This window comes from Kribbella sp. NPDC055110 (genome assembly GCF_053607525.1).
Genome location: NZ_JBSGTS010000001.1, coordinates 548,238 through 563,109, shown reverse-complemented (window position 1 = coordinate 563,109; position 14,872 = coordinate 548,238). Strand labels below are relative to the sequence as shown.

The following is a 14,872-nucleotide window of genomic DNA, read 5'->3' as shown; positions in this document are numbered from 1 at the left end:
CGGCGTACTGTTGGATCTAGGGGAAGTTCTATCGCTATCCTCACATGAGACCGCAATACCACCGAAGCCCCGCGGAGGACCCGTGACCGACCTGATCACCCCGGAGCTGGCTCGTTCCGAGCAGCCCGGAGATCGGCCCAGTGATGGCCAGCCGTACCTGTACCGCCGTGCCGAGCTGATCGAACCGGACTGGACCCGGCTGCCCGGCTGGAAGGACGTCACGGCCGAGGAATGGCGCTCGGTGCAGTGGCAGCGGTCGCACTGCGTGAAGAACGTGAAGCAGTTGCGTGAGGTGATGGGCGACCTGCTCGAGGACCGGCTGTACGACGACCTCACCCGGGACCAGGCAGAGCGCGCGACGATGTCGATGCTGCTGCCGCCGCAGATGCTGAACACGATCGTTCCGCAGGGCGCCGCGGACTACACGGAGGCGTTCTACGCGGACCCGGTCCGCCGCTACATGCTCCCGGTGTTCACTGACCGCCGTACCGACTGGCCGTCGCACCCGCATGCGGCCCGGGACTCGCTGCACGAGCACGAGATGTGGGCCACAGAGGGGTTGACCCACCGCTACCCGACCAAGGTCCTCGCGGAGATCCTGCCGACGTGCCCGCAGTACTGCGGTCACTGCACCCGGATGGACCTGGTCGGGAACTCGACGCCGGTGATCGAGAAGCTGAAGTTCGTCGCCAAGCCACAGACCCGGCTCGACGACATGCTCGACTACCTGCGCCGTACGCCGGGAGTCCGGGACGTCGTCGTCTCCGGCGGCGACGTGGCGAACATGCCCTGGCCGCGGCTGGAGTCGTTCCTCACCAGCCTGCTCGAGATCGAGAACATCCGCGACATCCGGCTCGCCACCAAGGCGCTGATGGGGATGCCGCAGCACTGGCTGTCCTCCGACGTCCTGAGTGGGGTCGAGCGGGTGGCGCGGGTCGCGCGCGATCGCGGCGTCATGCTGGCGATGCACACGCACGTGAACGCGGCGCAGTCCGTGACACCGCTGGTCGCCGAGGCGTCGAAGGCGATGCTCGAGGCCGGTCTGCGGGACGTGCGGAACCAGGGCGTGCTGATGCGCGGCGTCAACGACTCGATCCCGCAACTGCTCGACCTGTGCTTCGCGTTGCTCGACGGCGCGAACATCACGCCGTACTACTTCTACATGTGCGACATGATCCCGTTCTCGGAGCACTGGCGGGTGTCGGTCCGCGACGCGCAACACCTGCAGCACGGGATCCTCGGGTACCTCCCCGGCTTCGCGACCCCGCGCATCGTGTGCGACGTCCCGTACGTCGGGAAGCGCTGGGTGCACCAGCTGTCCGAGTACGACGAGGTCCGCGGCATCTCGTACTGGAAGAAGAACTACCGCACCGGCATCGAGCAGCAGGACCCCGAGGCGCTGAACCGCACCTACGAGTACTACGACCCGATCGACACCCTCCCCGTCGAGGGCCAGAACTGGTGGACCCAGCACGCCGGCAACCACCTAGCCGAAGCCGAAGCCCGCGCCGCCGCCTCCCGCACCGCCTCCGAATCCCAAAAACTCCTGGACATCAACTAACAACCCCCAATCCGCCTTCGGTGCCACCACGCAGGGGATGGCACCGAAGGCTTCCCCAAGACGCGGGGCGTTGAACATGAAGCGGTGTCGGTGCACCGGGTATTTCCTGTTCAGCGACCCCGCCGCGCGGGTCTCGGGGAAGGGCTGGCCGTCGGCGGCTGGGCCCGGGGGGGGGTTGGTGGGCTGGGGTGGGGTTAGGCTCACGCGTCTGTTGGTTGGGCGGTTTGTCTGGGGCAGGCCGCGATCTCGGGAGTTCTTGTGCGGGTGATCCGCAGGATATTCGGCGTACTGCTGGCTTTGATCGGGTTGATCGTCGCGGTCGTCGGCGGGGCCGCGGCGTTCTGGCTGATCGGGCCTGACAACACGGTTCATTCGGGCGATCAGCAGCTGAGCAGCAAGGGGCTCGCAATCGCGAGTACGCCGGAGCTGCTGAACCGGCACGGTCCGGTGCTGCACGTCGACGTACGTTCGGCGAAGAACCAGCCGGTGTTCGTCGGGGTGGCCCGGGACTTCGACGTCAGCAGTTATCTGAAGGGCGTCGCGCACACGAAGCTCGTGCAGGTGCAGTTCCCGATCGCGCTGTCAACGCAGGACGAGAAGGGTACGGCGGGTCCGCTCGCGGCGCCGGACACGCTCGACTGGTGGGTCGCGAAGGCGAACGGCACCGGTACGCAGTCGATCGCGTGGCCGATCGAGGACGGTCCGTACGACGTCGTGATCCTGAACGCCGACGGGAAGACGGCTCCCGACGTACAGGTCGACCTGGGCATCGAGATCCCGAAAGCGTTCGCGACCGCACTGGGCGTGTTCGTCGCCGGCATCGTTCTCCTTGCCCTCGGCATCCTCCTGATCCTCCTCCGCCGCCGCCCCACCACACCGGGCCATCTCCTCCAGGACAACCGGCCGTCCCCGCACCCGCAGTACCCACCAACCCAGCCCGCGCCGGTCCAGCACCCGCCCGTTCAAGGCCCGCCCGCGCAGGGCGCACCGCCCGCACGCCCACCGATGCCGACCGGCCCACAACAACACCCCCAAGGCCAACCACCCACCCAACCCCGCCCTCCGCAACAGCAGCCCGGCCCGGGGCAGCCTCAGCGGCCTGCTGGGGGTGCTTGGCGGGTGGTTGTTGGAGGGTTGGCGTTTGGGGTGGTTGCCGGTTGTGCGGCGGTTCCGCAGGCGGACAGCGTCACCGTCCTGACCCGGCCGGCGATCACCGACGCCGCAGCAGCGGCGGTCATCAAGCAGTACAACGCAGTGAACAACAAGGCCAACAGCACCCGCGACGACAAGCTCATCGCGACTGTTGAAGGCGGCAACCTTGTGCGCGAGAGTCAGGCCGGGTACGAGATCGACCGCGTCGCCAAGGACAAGCCGACCGGCCCGTTCGTCTACACCAGCCCGGTGATCGGTGCGCCGCAGTCCGCCGGCTACCCGATGCGCTTCGTCAGCAACTCAGGAATCTCCACCGACAAGGCCTACCGCCACCTCGGCGTGTGGGAGCGAGAGACCGCCGGCAGCCCCTGGCTCATCACCTTCGCTGCAGGCGTGAAGACAACGGTCAAACTCCCGGACTTCACCGGCATCCGTGCAGCGACCAAGGCGGACGACACCAGGCTCGCGGCCGCACCACAGGTCGCCGCGACGAGCCTCGCGACGTACCTGACCGGCGGCGCCAAGTCACCGCGCGCCGCCGCCTTCGAGCCGAACGCGGACATCACGACGATGCTTGCGGACATCGTGAGCAACCGGGCCGAGAAGGCGAAGAAGCGCGGGTCGACCCAAAGCATGACCGACGTGTTCACGGCCCCGCCGGAGTCGCCCGCGTTCGTCACCAAGTCCGGTACGGCAGTGGTGTTCGTCTCGCTCACCCACGAGTACACGCTGGTGCCGGGCGTCAACTGGCACTACTGGTGGGACGGGATGCCGCAGACCGCGTTCAGCCCGAAGTCGGTCGTGTACTACAACCGCCTCACCTCGGAGACGATCCACGACGCGGTCCTGCTGATCCCGCCGAAGGGCAAGGGCAAGATCCAGGTCGCATCCTTCGAGTCCCAGGTCGTCGCCGCCGGCGGCTCCTGAGCCAGGTCAGGCCAGATACGTCGTGAGCTCGGCGTACGTCGTGATCGTCGGACCGGACCAGCTCGGGTCGCTGTCCGCGTGTTCGGTGGTGCGGATAGCGTGCATGCCGAGGGTGGCGGCGCCAGGAAGTTCGTTGTCGTTGCCGTCACCAACGTAGATGCAGTCGCTGGGTTCGACATCCAGTGCGGCGCAGGCGCTGCGGTAGATCGCTGGCTCGGGTTTGGCGGCGCCGACCTCGGCGGAGAAGGCGGTCGCGTCGAAGTACTGAGCGAGCGGGCTGCCCGCCCACTGGACCTGGGTTTCGGCGGTGATGTTGCTGACCAGCCCGACCCGCCAGCCCGCCGCCTTGAACGCGGCCAACGTCTCCGAGGTCGCCGCAGGTGCCCGACTGAGCAACCGTTGGGCTAGCGCGCGCCTCAGGGCGGTTGCCTCCTGCACCTGTTCGTCGGTCGGCGTGCCGCCGCAACGCTCGGCGATCACGCGCAGTGTGCTCGGCAGGTCGCCGTACGCGCCGATGAATCGCTCGTACGACGACGCGTCGAACGCTCGCTGGAACGCGGCGGAGTCGACCCCGAGCACGGCGCCCATCCGCGCGTTGACGACGTCCCGCTCGTGGTCCCCGCCCGAGATCAGCGTGCTGAACAGATCGCTGAGCAGGACCTTCACAGGGCCGGTGGGCGGCGTTCGTACGGCGTGCTGAGCACGATCGTCGTGGTTGTCGAGACGTTTGCGCGGGCGCGGATGATGGCCAGCAGGTTCTCCAGGGCGCCTGGGGAGGCGACGCGGACGACGAGGATGTAGCTGGAGTCGCCGGCGACCGAGTAGCAGGACTCGATCTCCGGGACCTCCCGCAGCCGCTCCGGCGAGTCGTCCGGCTGCGACGGGTCGATCGGCCGGATCGAGATCAGCGCGGTCAGCGGCAGGTCCAGTGCGGTGTGGTCGACGGTGGCGGCGTACCCCTGGATGATCCCGCGCTGCTCGAGCCGCTTCACCCGCTGGTGTACGGCCGACGTGGACAGGCCGGTCGCCTTGCCCAGGTCGGTGAAGCTCATCCTGCCGTCGGACGCGAGCAGCCCGACAATCTTGCGGTCCAGGTCCTCCATCCTGAAGACATTACTGGAGCAAGCGCCCTCGCCGCATGCGATCTCGCGGGCTGTCCGTGGGCTGTGAAAGCATCTGGGCATGGCCGACAGACCCCAGCGCTTGATGCTGCTCGATACCGCGTCCCTCTACTTCCGGGCGTTCTTCGGTGTGCCGGACACGATGAAGGCCGCCGACGGTACGCCGACGAACGCGATCCGCGGGCTGCTCGACTTCATCGCTCGGCTGGCGGAGAACCACAGGCCGACCCATCTGGTCGCCTGCTGGGACGACAACTGGCGGCCGTCGTGGCGGGTCGCGCTGATCCCGTCGTACAAGGCGCAGCGGGTCGAGTTCGTGTCGGCGAAGGGCGAGCAGGTCGAGGACGTGCCGGACCGCCTGGAGGTGCAGATCCCGTACATCCGGGCCTGCCTGGAGGCGATCGGGATCACCGTCGTCGGCGCGCCGGACCACGAGGCCGACGACGTGATCGGGACCCTGTCGCACCAGGCGACGATGCCGGTCGACGTCGTCACCGGGGACCGCGACTTGTTCCAGCTGATCGACGACAGCCGCGGCATCCGGGTCGTCTACACGGCCGCGCGCGGCGTCGGCCGGGCCGAGGTGTACGACGAGAAGGCGCTGCTCGCGAAGTACGAGGTCCCCGCTCAGCGGTACGCCGACTTCGCGACGCTGCGTGGTGACGCGTCCGACGGACTGCCTGGCGTGAAGGGTGTCGGCGAGAAGACGGCCGCCTCGCTCGTCACGGCGTACGGCGATCTGGACGCGATCCGCGCCGCGGCCGCCGACCCGAGTACGCCGATGGCGCCCGGGGTGAAGAAGAAGATCGTCGCCGCGGCCGAGTACCTCGACGTCGCGCCGAAGGTGGTCGCGGTGGCGAAGGACGCGCCGGTCGGGACGTACGACGCGACGCTGCCGCGCGAGATCAAGGACCCGGAACGCTGGCTGGATCTCGTCGAACTGCTCGAACTCGGCAGCAGCGCCCAACGTGTCATGACAGCCCTCGACCTCGGACCGAAAGCGTGAGGACGCGCGAACTGGCGGAGCAGTTCCGCGAGGAGATCGTCGCGTTGCGCCGGGCGCTGCACCAGGTGCCCGAGTTCGACCTCGACCTGCCGAAGACGCAGCAGCTGATCCTCGACGCGCTCGAAGGGTTGCGGCTGGAGATCACACTCGGCAAGGAGCTGTCGTCGGTGACCGCCGTACTGCGGGGCGGTGGCGGACCAGGTCCCGTCGTACTCCTGCGCGGCGACATGGACGCACTGCCGGTCACCGAGCGGACCGACGTACCGTTCGCGTCCCAGCATCCCGGGATGATGCACGCCTGCGGTCACGACCTGCACGTCGCGGGGCTCGTCGGCGCCGCGAAGGTGCTGTCTGCGCTGCGGGACGAGCTGCCGGGTGACGTGGTGTTCATGTTCCAGCCGGGCGAGGAGACGACCGGCGGCGCGCCGATCATGATCCGCGAAGGGGTTCTCGACGCGGCCGGCCGGCGGGCGGATGCGGCGTACGGGCTGCATGTCGGCTCGTCCTCGCAGCCGTTGGGGATGTGGAGCAGCCGACCCGGATCGTTCATGGCCGCGGCGGATCAGCTGAGCGTTCGCGTCGTCGGGGCGGGTACGCACGGCTCCACGCCGTACCGCGGTAAGGACCCGATCCCGGTGCTGTGCGAGATGGTGACCGCGTTGCAGACGATGATCACGCGGCAGTTCGACGTGTTCGACCCGGTGGTTCTCACGGTCGGCCGGATCGCGGGCGGTACGAAGGAGAACATCATCCCGGACGACGCGTTCTTCGACGCGACCGTGCGGACGTTCTCCGAGGTGGCCCGGGCGAAGATGCAGGAGGCGTCGATCCAGCTGGTCGAAGGGCTCGCGGCGGCGCACGGGCTGCAGGTGGAGGCGGACTACCGGGTCGGGTATCCCGTGACGGTCAACGACGAGGCGGAGTACAACTTCGCCCGCGACACCATCGTCGACGTCTTCGGGCCGGACCGGTTCCGCGAACGGCCCAACCCGAGGTGCGGCGCCGAGGACATGTCGTTCGTCCTGAACGAAGTCCCCGGCGTCTACCTCAACCTCAGCGCCTGCGCCTCCACCGACCCCGACGCAGCCGCCGACAACCACTCCCCCTTGGCCAACTTCGACGACTCAGTCCTCCCCGACGGCGCCGCCCTCCTCGCAGAGCTCGCCGTACGCCGCCTGGCCCGCTAACACCACCCCACGAACCACCCGACCATCGCGCCAACGGCAACCGGCGCCCCGAGTGGCGCTCGACGGCCCCCCGCACACGAGGGGTTATCCCCCGGTGTTGTGCCTTCTCCGTTGGCGCTAGAGGGGAGAACCCCTAACACGAGGGGTTATCCGGCCCCGTGCCCGGCTGCCGGGCCACCTGGCGCCGCCCAACTCAGCCCAGCCGACCCACACCTGCGTCACAAGACCGGATATCCGCTCGCGTTGGGGGTTCTCCCCTGGTGTACGAGCAGAGAACCCACCATTCGAGGGATATCCGTTCTTCTGCCCGAGGGGTGGGTGTGGTGGTGCCGGCTGCGTGATCGGGTTGGTCGTGGCGTGGCGGCTTGCACATCACGCCGAGCCCGGTACCGCCCTGGGACCCGTCGACCACCCACTGGGAGTTATGCACAGGGCTGGGAGCCGGGGACGCGGGTTGTGTCCCCGGCTCTTGGTCAGCGGGCCATGGGGCGGCCGGCTGGGGTTGGGGTGGGGAGGGCGGCGGCTTCTTCGTCGATGTCTACTACTGCGCCGCTGAACTGGGCGTTGTAGAGGCGGGCGTAGGCGCCGTTCTCGGTGAGGAGTTCGCGGTGGTTGCCCTGTTCGACGATGGCGCCGTCCTCCATGACGAGGATAAGGTCCGCGTCGCGGATGGTGGACAGGCGGTGGGCGATGACGAAGCTGGTGCGGTCGGAGCGCAGGGCGGCCATGGCGCGCTGCACCAGGACCTCCGTGCGGGTGTCGACCGAGCTGGTCGCCTCGTCGAGGATCAGCAACTGCGGGTCGGCGAGGAACGCGCGGGCGATGGTGAGCAGCTGCTTCTCACCGGCGCTGACGTTGCTGCCTTCCTCGTCGATGACCGTGTCGTACCCGTCGGGCAGGCTGTGCACGAAGCGGTCGACGTACGTCGCCTTCGCTGCCGCCAGCATGTCGTCCTCGGTGGCGTCCAGGTTGCCGTAGAGGAGGTTGTCGCGGATGGTTCCGCCGAACAGCCAGGTGTCCTGCAGCACCATGCCGATCCGCGAGCGCAGGTCGCGCCGGGTCAGCTCGGTGATGTCGACGCCGTCGAGCGTGATCCGGCCGCCGTTCAGCTCGTAGAACCGCATGATCAGGTTGACCAGCGTGGTCTTCCCGGCACCGGTCGGGCCGACGATCGCGACCGTCTGGCCGGGTTCGGCGACCAGGCTCAGGTCGGTGATCAGCGGCTTGTCGGGGTCGTACGAGAACGACACGTGCTCGAACTCGACCCGCCCGCGAGAATCGGTGACCTTCTCCGGTGTCGCGTCGTCCGGCACCTGCTCCTTGGCGTCCAGCACCTCGAACACGCGCTCCGCCGACGCGACGCCGGACTGCAGCAGGTTCGCCATCGAGGCCACCTGGGTCAGCGGCTGGGTGAACTGCCGCGAGTACTGGATGAACGCCTGGACGTCACCCAGCGACATCGTGCCGGAGGCGACCCGCAGACCGCCGACGACCGCGATCACCACGTAGTTCACGTTCCCGATGAACATCATCAGCGGCATGATCAGCCCGGAGATGAACTGCGCACCGAACGCGGCCTTGTACAGCTCCTCGTTCTTGTCCGCGAAGCTCGCCTCGATCTCCTTCTGGCGGCCGAAGACCTTCACCAGCTCGTGGCCGGTGAACGCCTCCTCGATCTGCCCGTTCAAGGCGCCGGTATGCCGCCATTGCGCGACGAACCGGACCTGCGAACGCTTGGCGATCACCGCGGTCAGCACCATCGAGATCGGGATCGTGACGAGCGCGATCAGCGCCAGCACCGGCGAGATCACGAACATCATCGTGATCACCCCGATCACCGTCAGCAGCGAGGTGAGCAGCTGGCTCAGGGTCTGCTGCAGGCTGGTCGAGATGTTGTCGATGTCGTTGGTCACCCGGCTGAGCAACTCACCGCGCGGCGCGCCGTCGAAGTAGCTCAACGGCAACCTGTTCAGCTTCTCCTCGACCTCGGACCGGAGGTCGAGAATGGTCCGCTGTACGACGCCGTTGAGGATGTAGCCCTGTGCCCAGGACAGGAAGAACGCGCCGACGTACAGGGCCAGGACCAGGAGCAGAACGTTGCGCAGGGCATCGAAGTCGATACCGACGCCGGGGATCAGGTCGATCCCCTGCAGGAGGTCCGCCAGCCGGCCGTTGCCGGACGCGCGGGTCTGCTCGATGATCTGATCCTTGGTCAGACCGCTCGGGAACCTCTTGCCGATCGCACCGGCGAAGATGATGTCGGTCGCGCGGCCGAGGATCTTCGGGCCGAGGACCGACAGGCCGACGCTGAAGATCGCGAGCAGGATGACACCCGACACCTGCACCCGATGCGGACGCAGCCGCTTGAGCAACCGCTTCGCCGAGGGCAGGAAGTTCATCGACTTGTCCCCCGGGATACCTCCCGGAGGCCCGAACGCGCGCCCGGTGGTCGGCCGCTCGGTCGCCTTCACCGTCTTGCTGCCCGTCTGGCCGTCCGCCACGCCGCCGACCTTGCCGTTTGCCTTGCCGTTTGCCTTGCCGTTGGGAGCAGGCTGCTGTGACTCGCTCATGCCGCTTCCTCCGCGGAACGCTGGGACTCGACGATCTCGACGTACGTCGGACACGTGTCGAGCAACTCCTGATGGGTGCCCTTGCCAACGATCGCGCCGTCCTCGATCACCACGATCTGGTCGGCGTCGATGATCGTCGAGACCCGCTGGGCGACGACGACCACGCACGCGTCCCGGGTGACCGGCCGCAACGCCGCCCGCAACCGGGCGTCGGTCGCCAGGTCGAGCGCCGAGAACGAGTCGTCGAACAGGAAGATCTCCGGTTTCCGGACCAGCGCCCGCGCGATCGCGAGTCGCTGCCGCTGACCGCCGGACACGTTCGTGCCGCCTTGCGCGATCGGCGCGTTCAGTCCTTCCGCCATGGCCTCGACGAAGTCCTTGCCCTGGGCAATCTCCAGCGCGTCCCAGAGCTCCTCGTCGGTCGCGTTCGGGTTGCCGTACCGCAGGTTGCTGGCGATCGTCCCGGAGAACAGGTACGGGCGCTGCGGTACCAGACCGATCCGCTCCCACAGCGCCTCGGGCTCGATCTCCCGTACGTCGATGCCGTCGACGAGGACCCGCCCTTCGGTCGCGTCGAACAACCGCGGCACCAGCGACAGCAACGTCGTCTTGCCGGCGCCCGTACTGCCGATGATCGCGGTCGTCTGCCCCGGCGACGCGATGAGGTTGATGTCGTGCAGCACCGGCTCGGCCGCGCCCGGGTACTTGAACGCGGCGTGCTCGAACACCAGCTGGCCGCGACCGGTGAAGGTCCTGATCGGCGTGACCGGCGGCCGGACCGACGACTCGGTGTCCAGTACCTCGGAGATGCGGTCCGCGCAGACCGCGGCCCGCGGCACCATGATCATCACGAACACGCCCATCATCACCGAGAACAAGATCTGGATCAGGTAGCTCAGGAACGCGGTCAGCGCGCCGACCTCCATGGTCCCGTTCTCCACCCGGGAGGCGCCGAACCACAGCACCGCGATACTCGACACGTTCAGGATCAGCATCACGGTCGGGAACACCAGCGCCATCAGCCGGCCGGCCCGGATCGCGGTGTCGGTCAGGTTCTGGTTCGCCTCGCCGAAGCGTTCGACCTCGTGCGGTTCGCGGACGAACGCCCGGACCACCCGGATGCCGGAGATCTGCTCGCGCAGCACCCGGTTCACCCCGTCGATGTTCTTCTGCATCTTCCGGAACTGCGGCACCATCCGGCTCGCGATGAATCCGATGCAGATCGCCAGCAGCGGTACGGCGACCGCCACCAGCCAGGACAGGCCGACGTCCTCACGGACCGCCATGATCACGCCGCCGACCATCGTGATCGGCGCGGCGACCAGCATCGTGCAGGTGGTGACGACCAGCATCTGGATCTGCGTGACGTCGTTCGTGCTGCGGGAGATCAGTGTCGGCGCACCGAACTGGTTCACCTCCCGCGCGGAGAACTCGCCGACCCGGTGGAACACGGCGGCGCGTACGTCGCGTCCGAACAGGGCAGCCGTCTTCGCACCGAAGTACACCGCCGTGATCGTGCAGGCGATCTGCACCAGGCTGACGCCGAGCATCCAGCCGCCGGTGCCCATGATGTAGCCGGTGTCACCCTTGGCCACACCGTTGTCGATGATGTCGGCGTTCAGGCTGGGTAGGTAGAGGGAGGCGATCGTCCCGACCAGTTGCAGGACGACCACCAGGAGCAGGTTTCCCGCGTACGGACGCAGGTGCGTACGCAAGACGCGAAGTAACATCAATCATCCCCAGAGTCGTGACGGCGGGCACCGTCGAGCGCGAACCCGACGATGTCCTCGGAGGCCGGTGGCTGACCGGTGTGGTGCTTACGGATTCCGTCGAACGCGAAGTCGACGATCTCCTCGGCGGTCAGCACGTGGCCGCCGGAAATCATTGGGTGGGTGGCCGAGAAGGTGAGCAGCCCGATCATCCGGACCACCTCCTCCGGCGGCACCCGGAGTTGGTCGGCGTCCGGCCGCAGCAGGTCGGCGAACGCGGCGTTGGCGAGGTCGTTCTGACGTTTGCGCCGGGCCTCGTCCATCGGTGTCGAGTGCTTGAACTCCGGTGGGCGGCGGATCCGCAGCGCGAACAGCAGTTTGAACACACCGCGCAACCGCTTCTGGCTGATGTCGACCGCGGCGATCGTCCGCTCCCGCAGCGGCAGGTTCCGGTCGATCCGCTCGAGGGCGCGGATCAGGTCCGAAGGGTCGAACACGGTCGCCATCGCGGCCTCGATCAGCGCGTCCTTGCTGCCGAAGGCACGGAAGATCGTCCCCTCGGCGATCCCGGCGGCCTCGGCGATCTGCTTGGTGCTGACCTCGGCGCCGAACTCCTCCAGCAACGGCATCGCGGCCGCGAGGATGGCAGCGCGCCGTTCCTCGGGGGGCAGTGGGGTTGCTCGTGGGCTCACGAGTTCAAAGGTAACTGAGTGAGTACTCACTCACAACTCTATTTACGCTTCTGGCGCAGTCCGGTTCACGACCAGCGCGGACACGCCGTCCAGCAGCCTTTTCAGACCGTACTCGAACGCATGTTCGGCATCATACGGTGCGTCGAACTCATTCCCGACGGCCGTCCCGACCCGGGACGACAGCGGGAACTTCTCCAGGTCACCGATCTGATCCAGGTGCGGTACGTGCGCCAGCCACCATTCCTTGTCCGTCATCCCGGACCGCTGGATCACCTGGCGCGCCTCGACCGCCGTACGGACGGCTCCGTGCACGTAACCGTTGACGAGGGCGACGGTCGCGTCCATCTCCAGGTCGGTGAGCCCGATCCCCTCGACCGCGGTCAGCTCCCATTCGTACTTCGCCATCACGTTCGGGCCGAGCGGCGGGCGGTTGACCGCGACCTGGAGCATCCACGGATGCCGCAGGTACAGCTCCCGATTCTCCCGAGCGACCTCGTCGAGGGCTGCCCGCCAGTCCCCCGGTACGACGCGGCGCGGCAGCTCGCCGTACACGGTGTCGAGCATGACGTCGAGCAGCTCGCCCTTGCCCGGGAAGTAGCGGTACAGCGTCATCGCACCCACACCGAGCTCGTCGGCGACCCGGCGCATCGACATCGCGACCAGGCCGTCGGCATCCGCGACCCTCAGGGCGACCGCGACGATCCCGTCGACGGTCAGCGCCGGCTTCGGCCCGCGGGTCTGCGCGGGGCGGCGGCGCCACAGCAGTTCGAGACTCTTCGCGGGGTCTCCGCTACCGCTGTACTCCTGATGCATGTGCGTGATTCCTTCTCAGCGGCTATTCTTCGTACAGTGTACGCAGTTGACCTCAAGTTCCGTCGAGGTTCTAGCGTCAGGTTTTGTCGGTGGTGTCCGGAATCATCGACCGTCCCAGCCGATCGACTCAGCGGAGCACAGCCGTGAGCATGGAAATGACCGCGTGGAACTCGCTGTACCACGCGATGCACGCGCAGGACGAGAAAAGACCCTTCTCCCGGGCGACCCTGCAACGGATCCTCGCCTTCGCACGACCACACCGGCGGTATCTGGTCTCGTTCCTGGTGCTCAGCATCGGCGGTGCGGTGCTCGCGGTCGCCACACCGGTGCTGGCGGGGCGCGTGGTCGACGCGATCGTCGGCGGCAAGGCGTTCAGCGTCGTACTGCAACTGTCCTTGCTGATCGCGGCCATCGCGGTCGCGGAGGCCGGGCTGAGCCTCGTCACGCGCTGGCTGTCCGCGAGTATCGGCGAGGGATTGATCCTCGACCTGCGGACGGCCGTGTTCGACCACATCCAGCGGATGCCGATCGCGTTCTTCACCCGCACGCGGACCGGCGCGCTGGTCTCCCGGCTGAACAATGACGTGATCGGTGCGCAGCGCGCGTTCAGCGACACCCTGTCCGGTGTCGTGAGCAACCTGGTGATGCTCGTGCTGACGCTGGTCGTGATGCTCGGGGTGTCGTGGCAGATCACTCTGCTCGCGCTGGTCATCCTCCCGGTGTTCGTCATTCCTGCGCGCCGGATCGGGACCAGGCTGGCCGGACTGCAGCGCGAAGCGGCGGACTACAACGCGACCATGAGCACCCAGATGACCGAGCGGTTCTCGGCGCCTGGTGCGACGCTCGTCAAGCTGTTCGGGCGGCCGGTGCGCGAGTCGGCCGAGTTCGCGTCCCGGGCACGGCGGGTCCGCGACATCGGCGTGCGGACGGCGATGGTGCAGTGGATCTTCGTCACCGCGCTCACGCTGGTGTCCGCGCTCGCGCTGGCGGTTGTTTATGGGCTGGGCGGGTTCTACGCATTGCGCGACCAACTCGACGCGGGCGCGGTCGTCTCGATGGCCTTGCTGCTCACCCGGTTGTACTCGCCGTTGACCGCGCTCGCGAGTGCGCGGCTCGAGGTGATGACCGCGCTCGTGAGCTTCGAGCGAGTCTTCGAGGTGCTGGATCTGGAGCCGCTGATCAAGGACAAACCGGACGCAGGGCGGGTGCCCGAGGGTCCGGTGGCGGTGGAGTTCTCCAGTGTCAGTTTCGCGTACCCATCGGCCGACAAGGTATCGCTCGCGTCGCTCGAAGAGGTCGCGAAGCTGGACACGCGCGGTGGCGTCGAGGTGCTGCACGACGTCTCGTTCCGTGCCGAGCCCGGGCAGATGGTTGCGCTGGTCGGCTCGTCCGGTGCCGGCAAGTCGACGATCGCACAACTCATTCCCCGCTTGTACGACGTGGACTCGGGCACGGTGAAGCTCGCCGGGGTCGACGTACGCGATGTGTCCGCGGAGTCGTTGCGCGAGACACTCGGGATGGTTACGCAGGACGGGCATCTGTTCCACGACTCGATCCGGGAGAACCTGCTGCTCGCGCGTCCCGAGGCGGCTGAGGACGACCTGTGGGATGCGTTGGAGCGGGCCCGGCTGGGTGAGCTGATCCGGTCGCTGCCTGATCAGCTCGACACGGTCGTCGGCGAGCGCGGGTACCGGTTGTCGGGTGGTGAGCGGCAGCGGTTGACGATTGCGCGGTTGCTCCTCGCGCAGCCGCGGGTGGTGATCCTCGACGAGGCGACCGCCGCGCTGGACTCGACGAACGAGGCAGCGGTGCAGGCAGCGTTGACCGAGGCGCTCTCCGGACGTACGGCGGTGGTGATCGCGCACCGGTTGTCGACGATCCGGGCCGCCGACCAGATCCTCGTGATCGAGTCCGGGCAGATCGTCGAACGCGGCACACATGCGGACCTGCTCGCGGCCGGCGGACGGTACGAGGAACTGCACCGGACCCAGTTCGAGCAGCCCGGAGCGCAAGGCGCCGAAGTAGTTCCGGTCTGAGTCTCTTGTTGTTGCAGGTGCTTGTTGGCGAGTGGGAGGTTGTCGGGTTGGTGGGCACGGGGCAGGAGCTGGCTGGGTGTGCGGTGGTTTTCCGGCCG

The 14,872-nt window shown here is 67.7% G+C and carries 11 protein-coding genes; 5 read left to right on the top strand and 6 right to left on the bottom strand.

Annotated elements, in window-relative coordinates; all coding sequences use genetic code 11:
* Positions 1-82 precede the first annotated feature (82 nt).
* Positions 83-1,561 (top strand): KamA family radical SAM protein, encoded by a 1,479-nt coding sequence (locus ACWF0M_RS02420; RefSeq protein WP_452233794.1) that lies wholly within the window; start codon positions 83-85, stop codon positions 1,559-1,561.
* Positions 1,562-1,825: 264 nt separating this feature from the next.
* The gene (locus ACWF0M_RS02415; protein WP_452233793.1) at positions 1,826-3,640 is read left to right on the top strand and encodes a hypothetical protein; all 1,815 of its coding nucleotides are present in this window, start codon (positions 1,826-1,828) and stop codon (positions 3,638-3,640) included.
* Between the two features lie 6 nt (positions 3,641-3,646).
* Here ACWF0M_RS02415 and ACWF0M_RS02410 read toward each other — a convergent pair whose 3' ends face one another.
* Together ACWF0M_RS02410 and ACWF0M_RS02405 are read right to left on the bottom strand one after the other, a co-directional pair.
* On the bottom strand, positions 3,647-4,306 hold the full coding sequence (locus ACWF0M_RS02410) for an HAD family hydrolase (RefSeq protein ID WP_452233792.1): 660 nt from the start codon (positions 4,304-4,306) through the stop codon (positions 3,647-3,649).
* Entirely contained in the window at positions 4,303-4,743 is a 441-nt protein-coding gene (locus ACWF0M_RS02405) for an Lrp/AsnC family transcriptional regulator (protein ID WP_452233791.1), read from the bottom strand. The genes ACWF0M_RS02410 and ACWF0M_RS02405 overlap by 4 nt, the downstream gene beginning before the upstream one ends.
* 103 nt (positions 4,744-4,846) lie before the next feature.
* On the opposite strand from ACWF0M_RS02405, the gene ACWF0M_RS02400 reads away from it, so the two are divergent.
* Both ACWF0M_RS02400 and ACWF0M_RS02395 read left to right on the top strand, forming a co-directional pair.
* A complete protein-coding gene (locus tag ACWF0M_RS02400) occupies positions 4,847-5,767 on the top strand; it encodes a 5'-3' exonuclease (protein ID WP_452233916.1) in 921 nt (306 codons plus the stop codon).
* The gene (locus ACWF0M_RS02395) at positions 5,764-6,954 is read left to right on the top strand and encodes a M20 metallopeptidase family protein (protein ID WP_452233790.1); all 1,191 of its coding nucleotides are present in this window, start codon (positions 5,764-5,766) and stop codon (positions 6,952-6,954) included. The genes ACWF0M_RS02400 and ACWF0M_RS02395 overlap by 4 nt, the downstream gene beginning before the upstream one ends.
* Before the next feature lie 473 nt (positions 6,955-7,427).
* Here the strand turns inward: ACWF0M_RS02395 and ACWF0M_RS02390 are convergent, their stop codons facing one another.
* Genes ACWF0M_RS02390 through ACWF0M_RS02375 form a run of 4 tightly spaced genes read right to left on the bottom strand, consistent with a single transcriptional unit; the run spans position 7,428 to position 12,738 of the window.
* Positions 7,428-9,524, bottom strand: coding sequence for an ABC transporter ATP-binding protein (locus ACWF0M_RS02390; RefSeq protein WP_452233789.1), 2,097 nt, complete (start codon positions 9,522-9,524; stop codon positions 7,428-7,430).
* The gene (locus ACWF0M_RS02385; RefSeq protein WP_452233788.1) at positions 9,521-11,254 is read right to left on the bottom strand and encodes an ABC transporter ATP-binding protein; all 1,734 of its coding nucleotides are present in this window, start codon (positions 11,252-11,254) and stop codon (positions 9,521-9,523) included. The genes ACWF0M_RS02390 and ACWF0M_RS02385 overlap by 4 nt, the downstream gene beginning before the upstream one ends.
* Positions 11,254-11,925 (bottom strand): TetR/AcrR family transcriptional regulator, encoded by a 672-nt coding sequence (locus tag ACWF0M_RS02380; RefSeq protein ID WP_452233787.1) that lies wholly within the window; start codon positions 11,923-11,925, stop codon positions 11,254-11,256. The genes ACWF0M_RS02385 and ACWF0M_RS02380 overlap by 1 nt, the downstream gene beginning before the upstream one ends.
* 42 nt (positions 11,926-11,967) lie before the next feature.
* Positions 11,968-12,738: a TetR/AcrR family transcriptional regulator gene (locus tag ACWF0M_RS02375; RefSeq protein ID WP_452233786.1), complete on the bottom strand. Its 771-nt coding sequence runs from the start codon at positions 12,736-12,738 to the stop codon at positions 11,968-11,970.
* A 155-nt stretch (positions 12,739-12,893) separates the two neighbouring features.
* Here ACWF0M_RS02375 and ACWF0M_RS02370 point away from each other — a divergent pair, with 155 nt between their 5' ends.
* Positions 12,894-14,774 (top strand): ABC transporter ATP-binding protein, encoded by a 1,881-nt coding sequence (locus ACWF0M_RS02370; RefSeq protein WP_452233915.1) that lies wholly within the window; start codon positions 12,894-12,896, stop codon positions 14,772-14,774.
* Positions 14,775-14,872: the final 98 nt, after the last annotated feature.

Bases quoted from the DNA above. Each gene is read 5' to 3' on its own strand.
- ACWF0M_RS02400 (WP_452233916.1), top strand. From the start codon at position 4,847: ATGCTGCTCGATACCGCGTCCCTCTACTTCCGGGCGTTCTTCGGTGTG.
- ACWF0M_RS02390 (WP_452233789.1), bottom strand. From the start codon at position 9,524: ATGAGCGAGTCACAGCAGCCTGCTCCCAACGGCAAGGCAAACGGCAAG.
- ACWF0M_RS02370 (WP_452233915.1), top strand. From the start codon at position 12,894: ATGACCGCGTGGAACTCGCTGTACCACGCGATGCACGCGCAGGACGAG.
- ACWF0M_RS02375 (WP_452233786.1), bottom strand. From the start codon at position 12,738: ATGCATCAGGAGTACAGCGGTAGCGGAGACCCCGCGAAGAGTCTCGAA.
- ACWF0M_RS02405 (WP_452233791.1), bottom strand. From the start codon at position 4,743: ATGGAGGACCTGGACCGCAAGATTGTCGGGCTGCTCGCGTCCGACGGC.
- ACWF0M_RS02385 (WP_452233788.1), bottom strand. From the start codon at position 11,254: ATGTTACTTCGCGTCTTGCGTACGCACCTGCGTCCGTACGCGGGAAAC.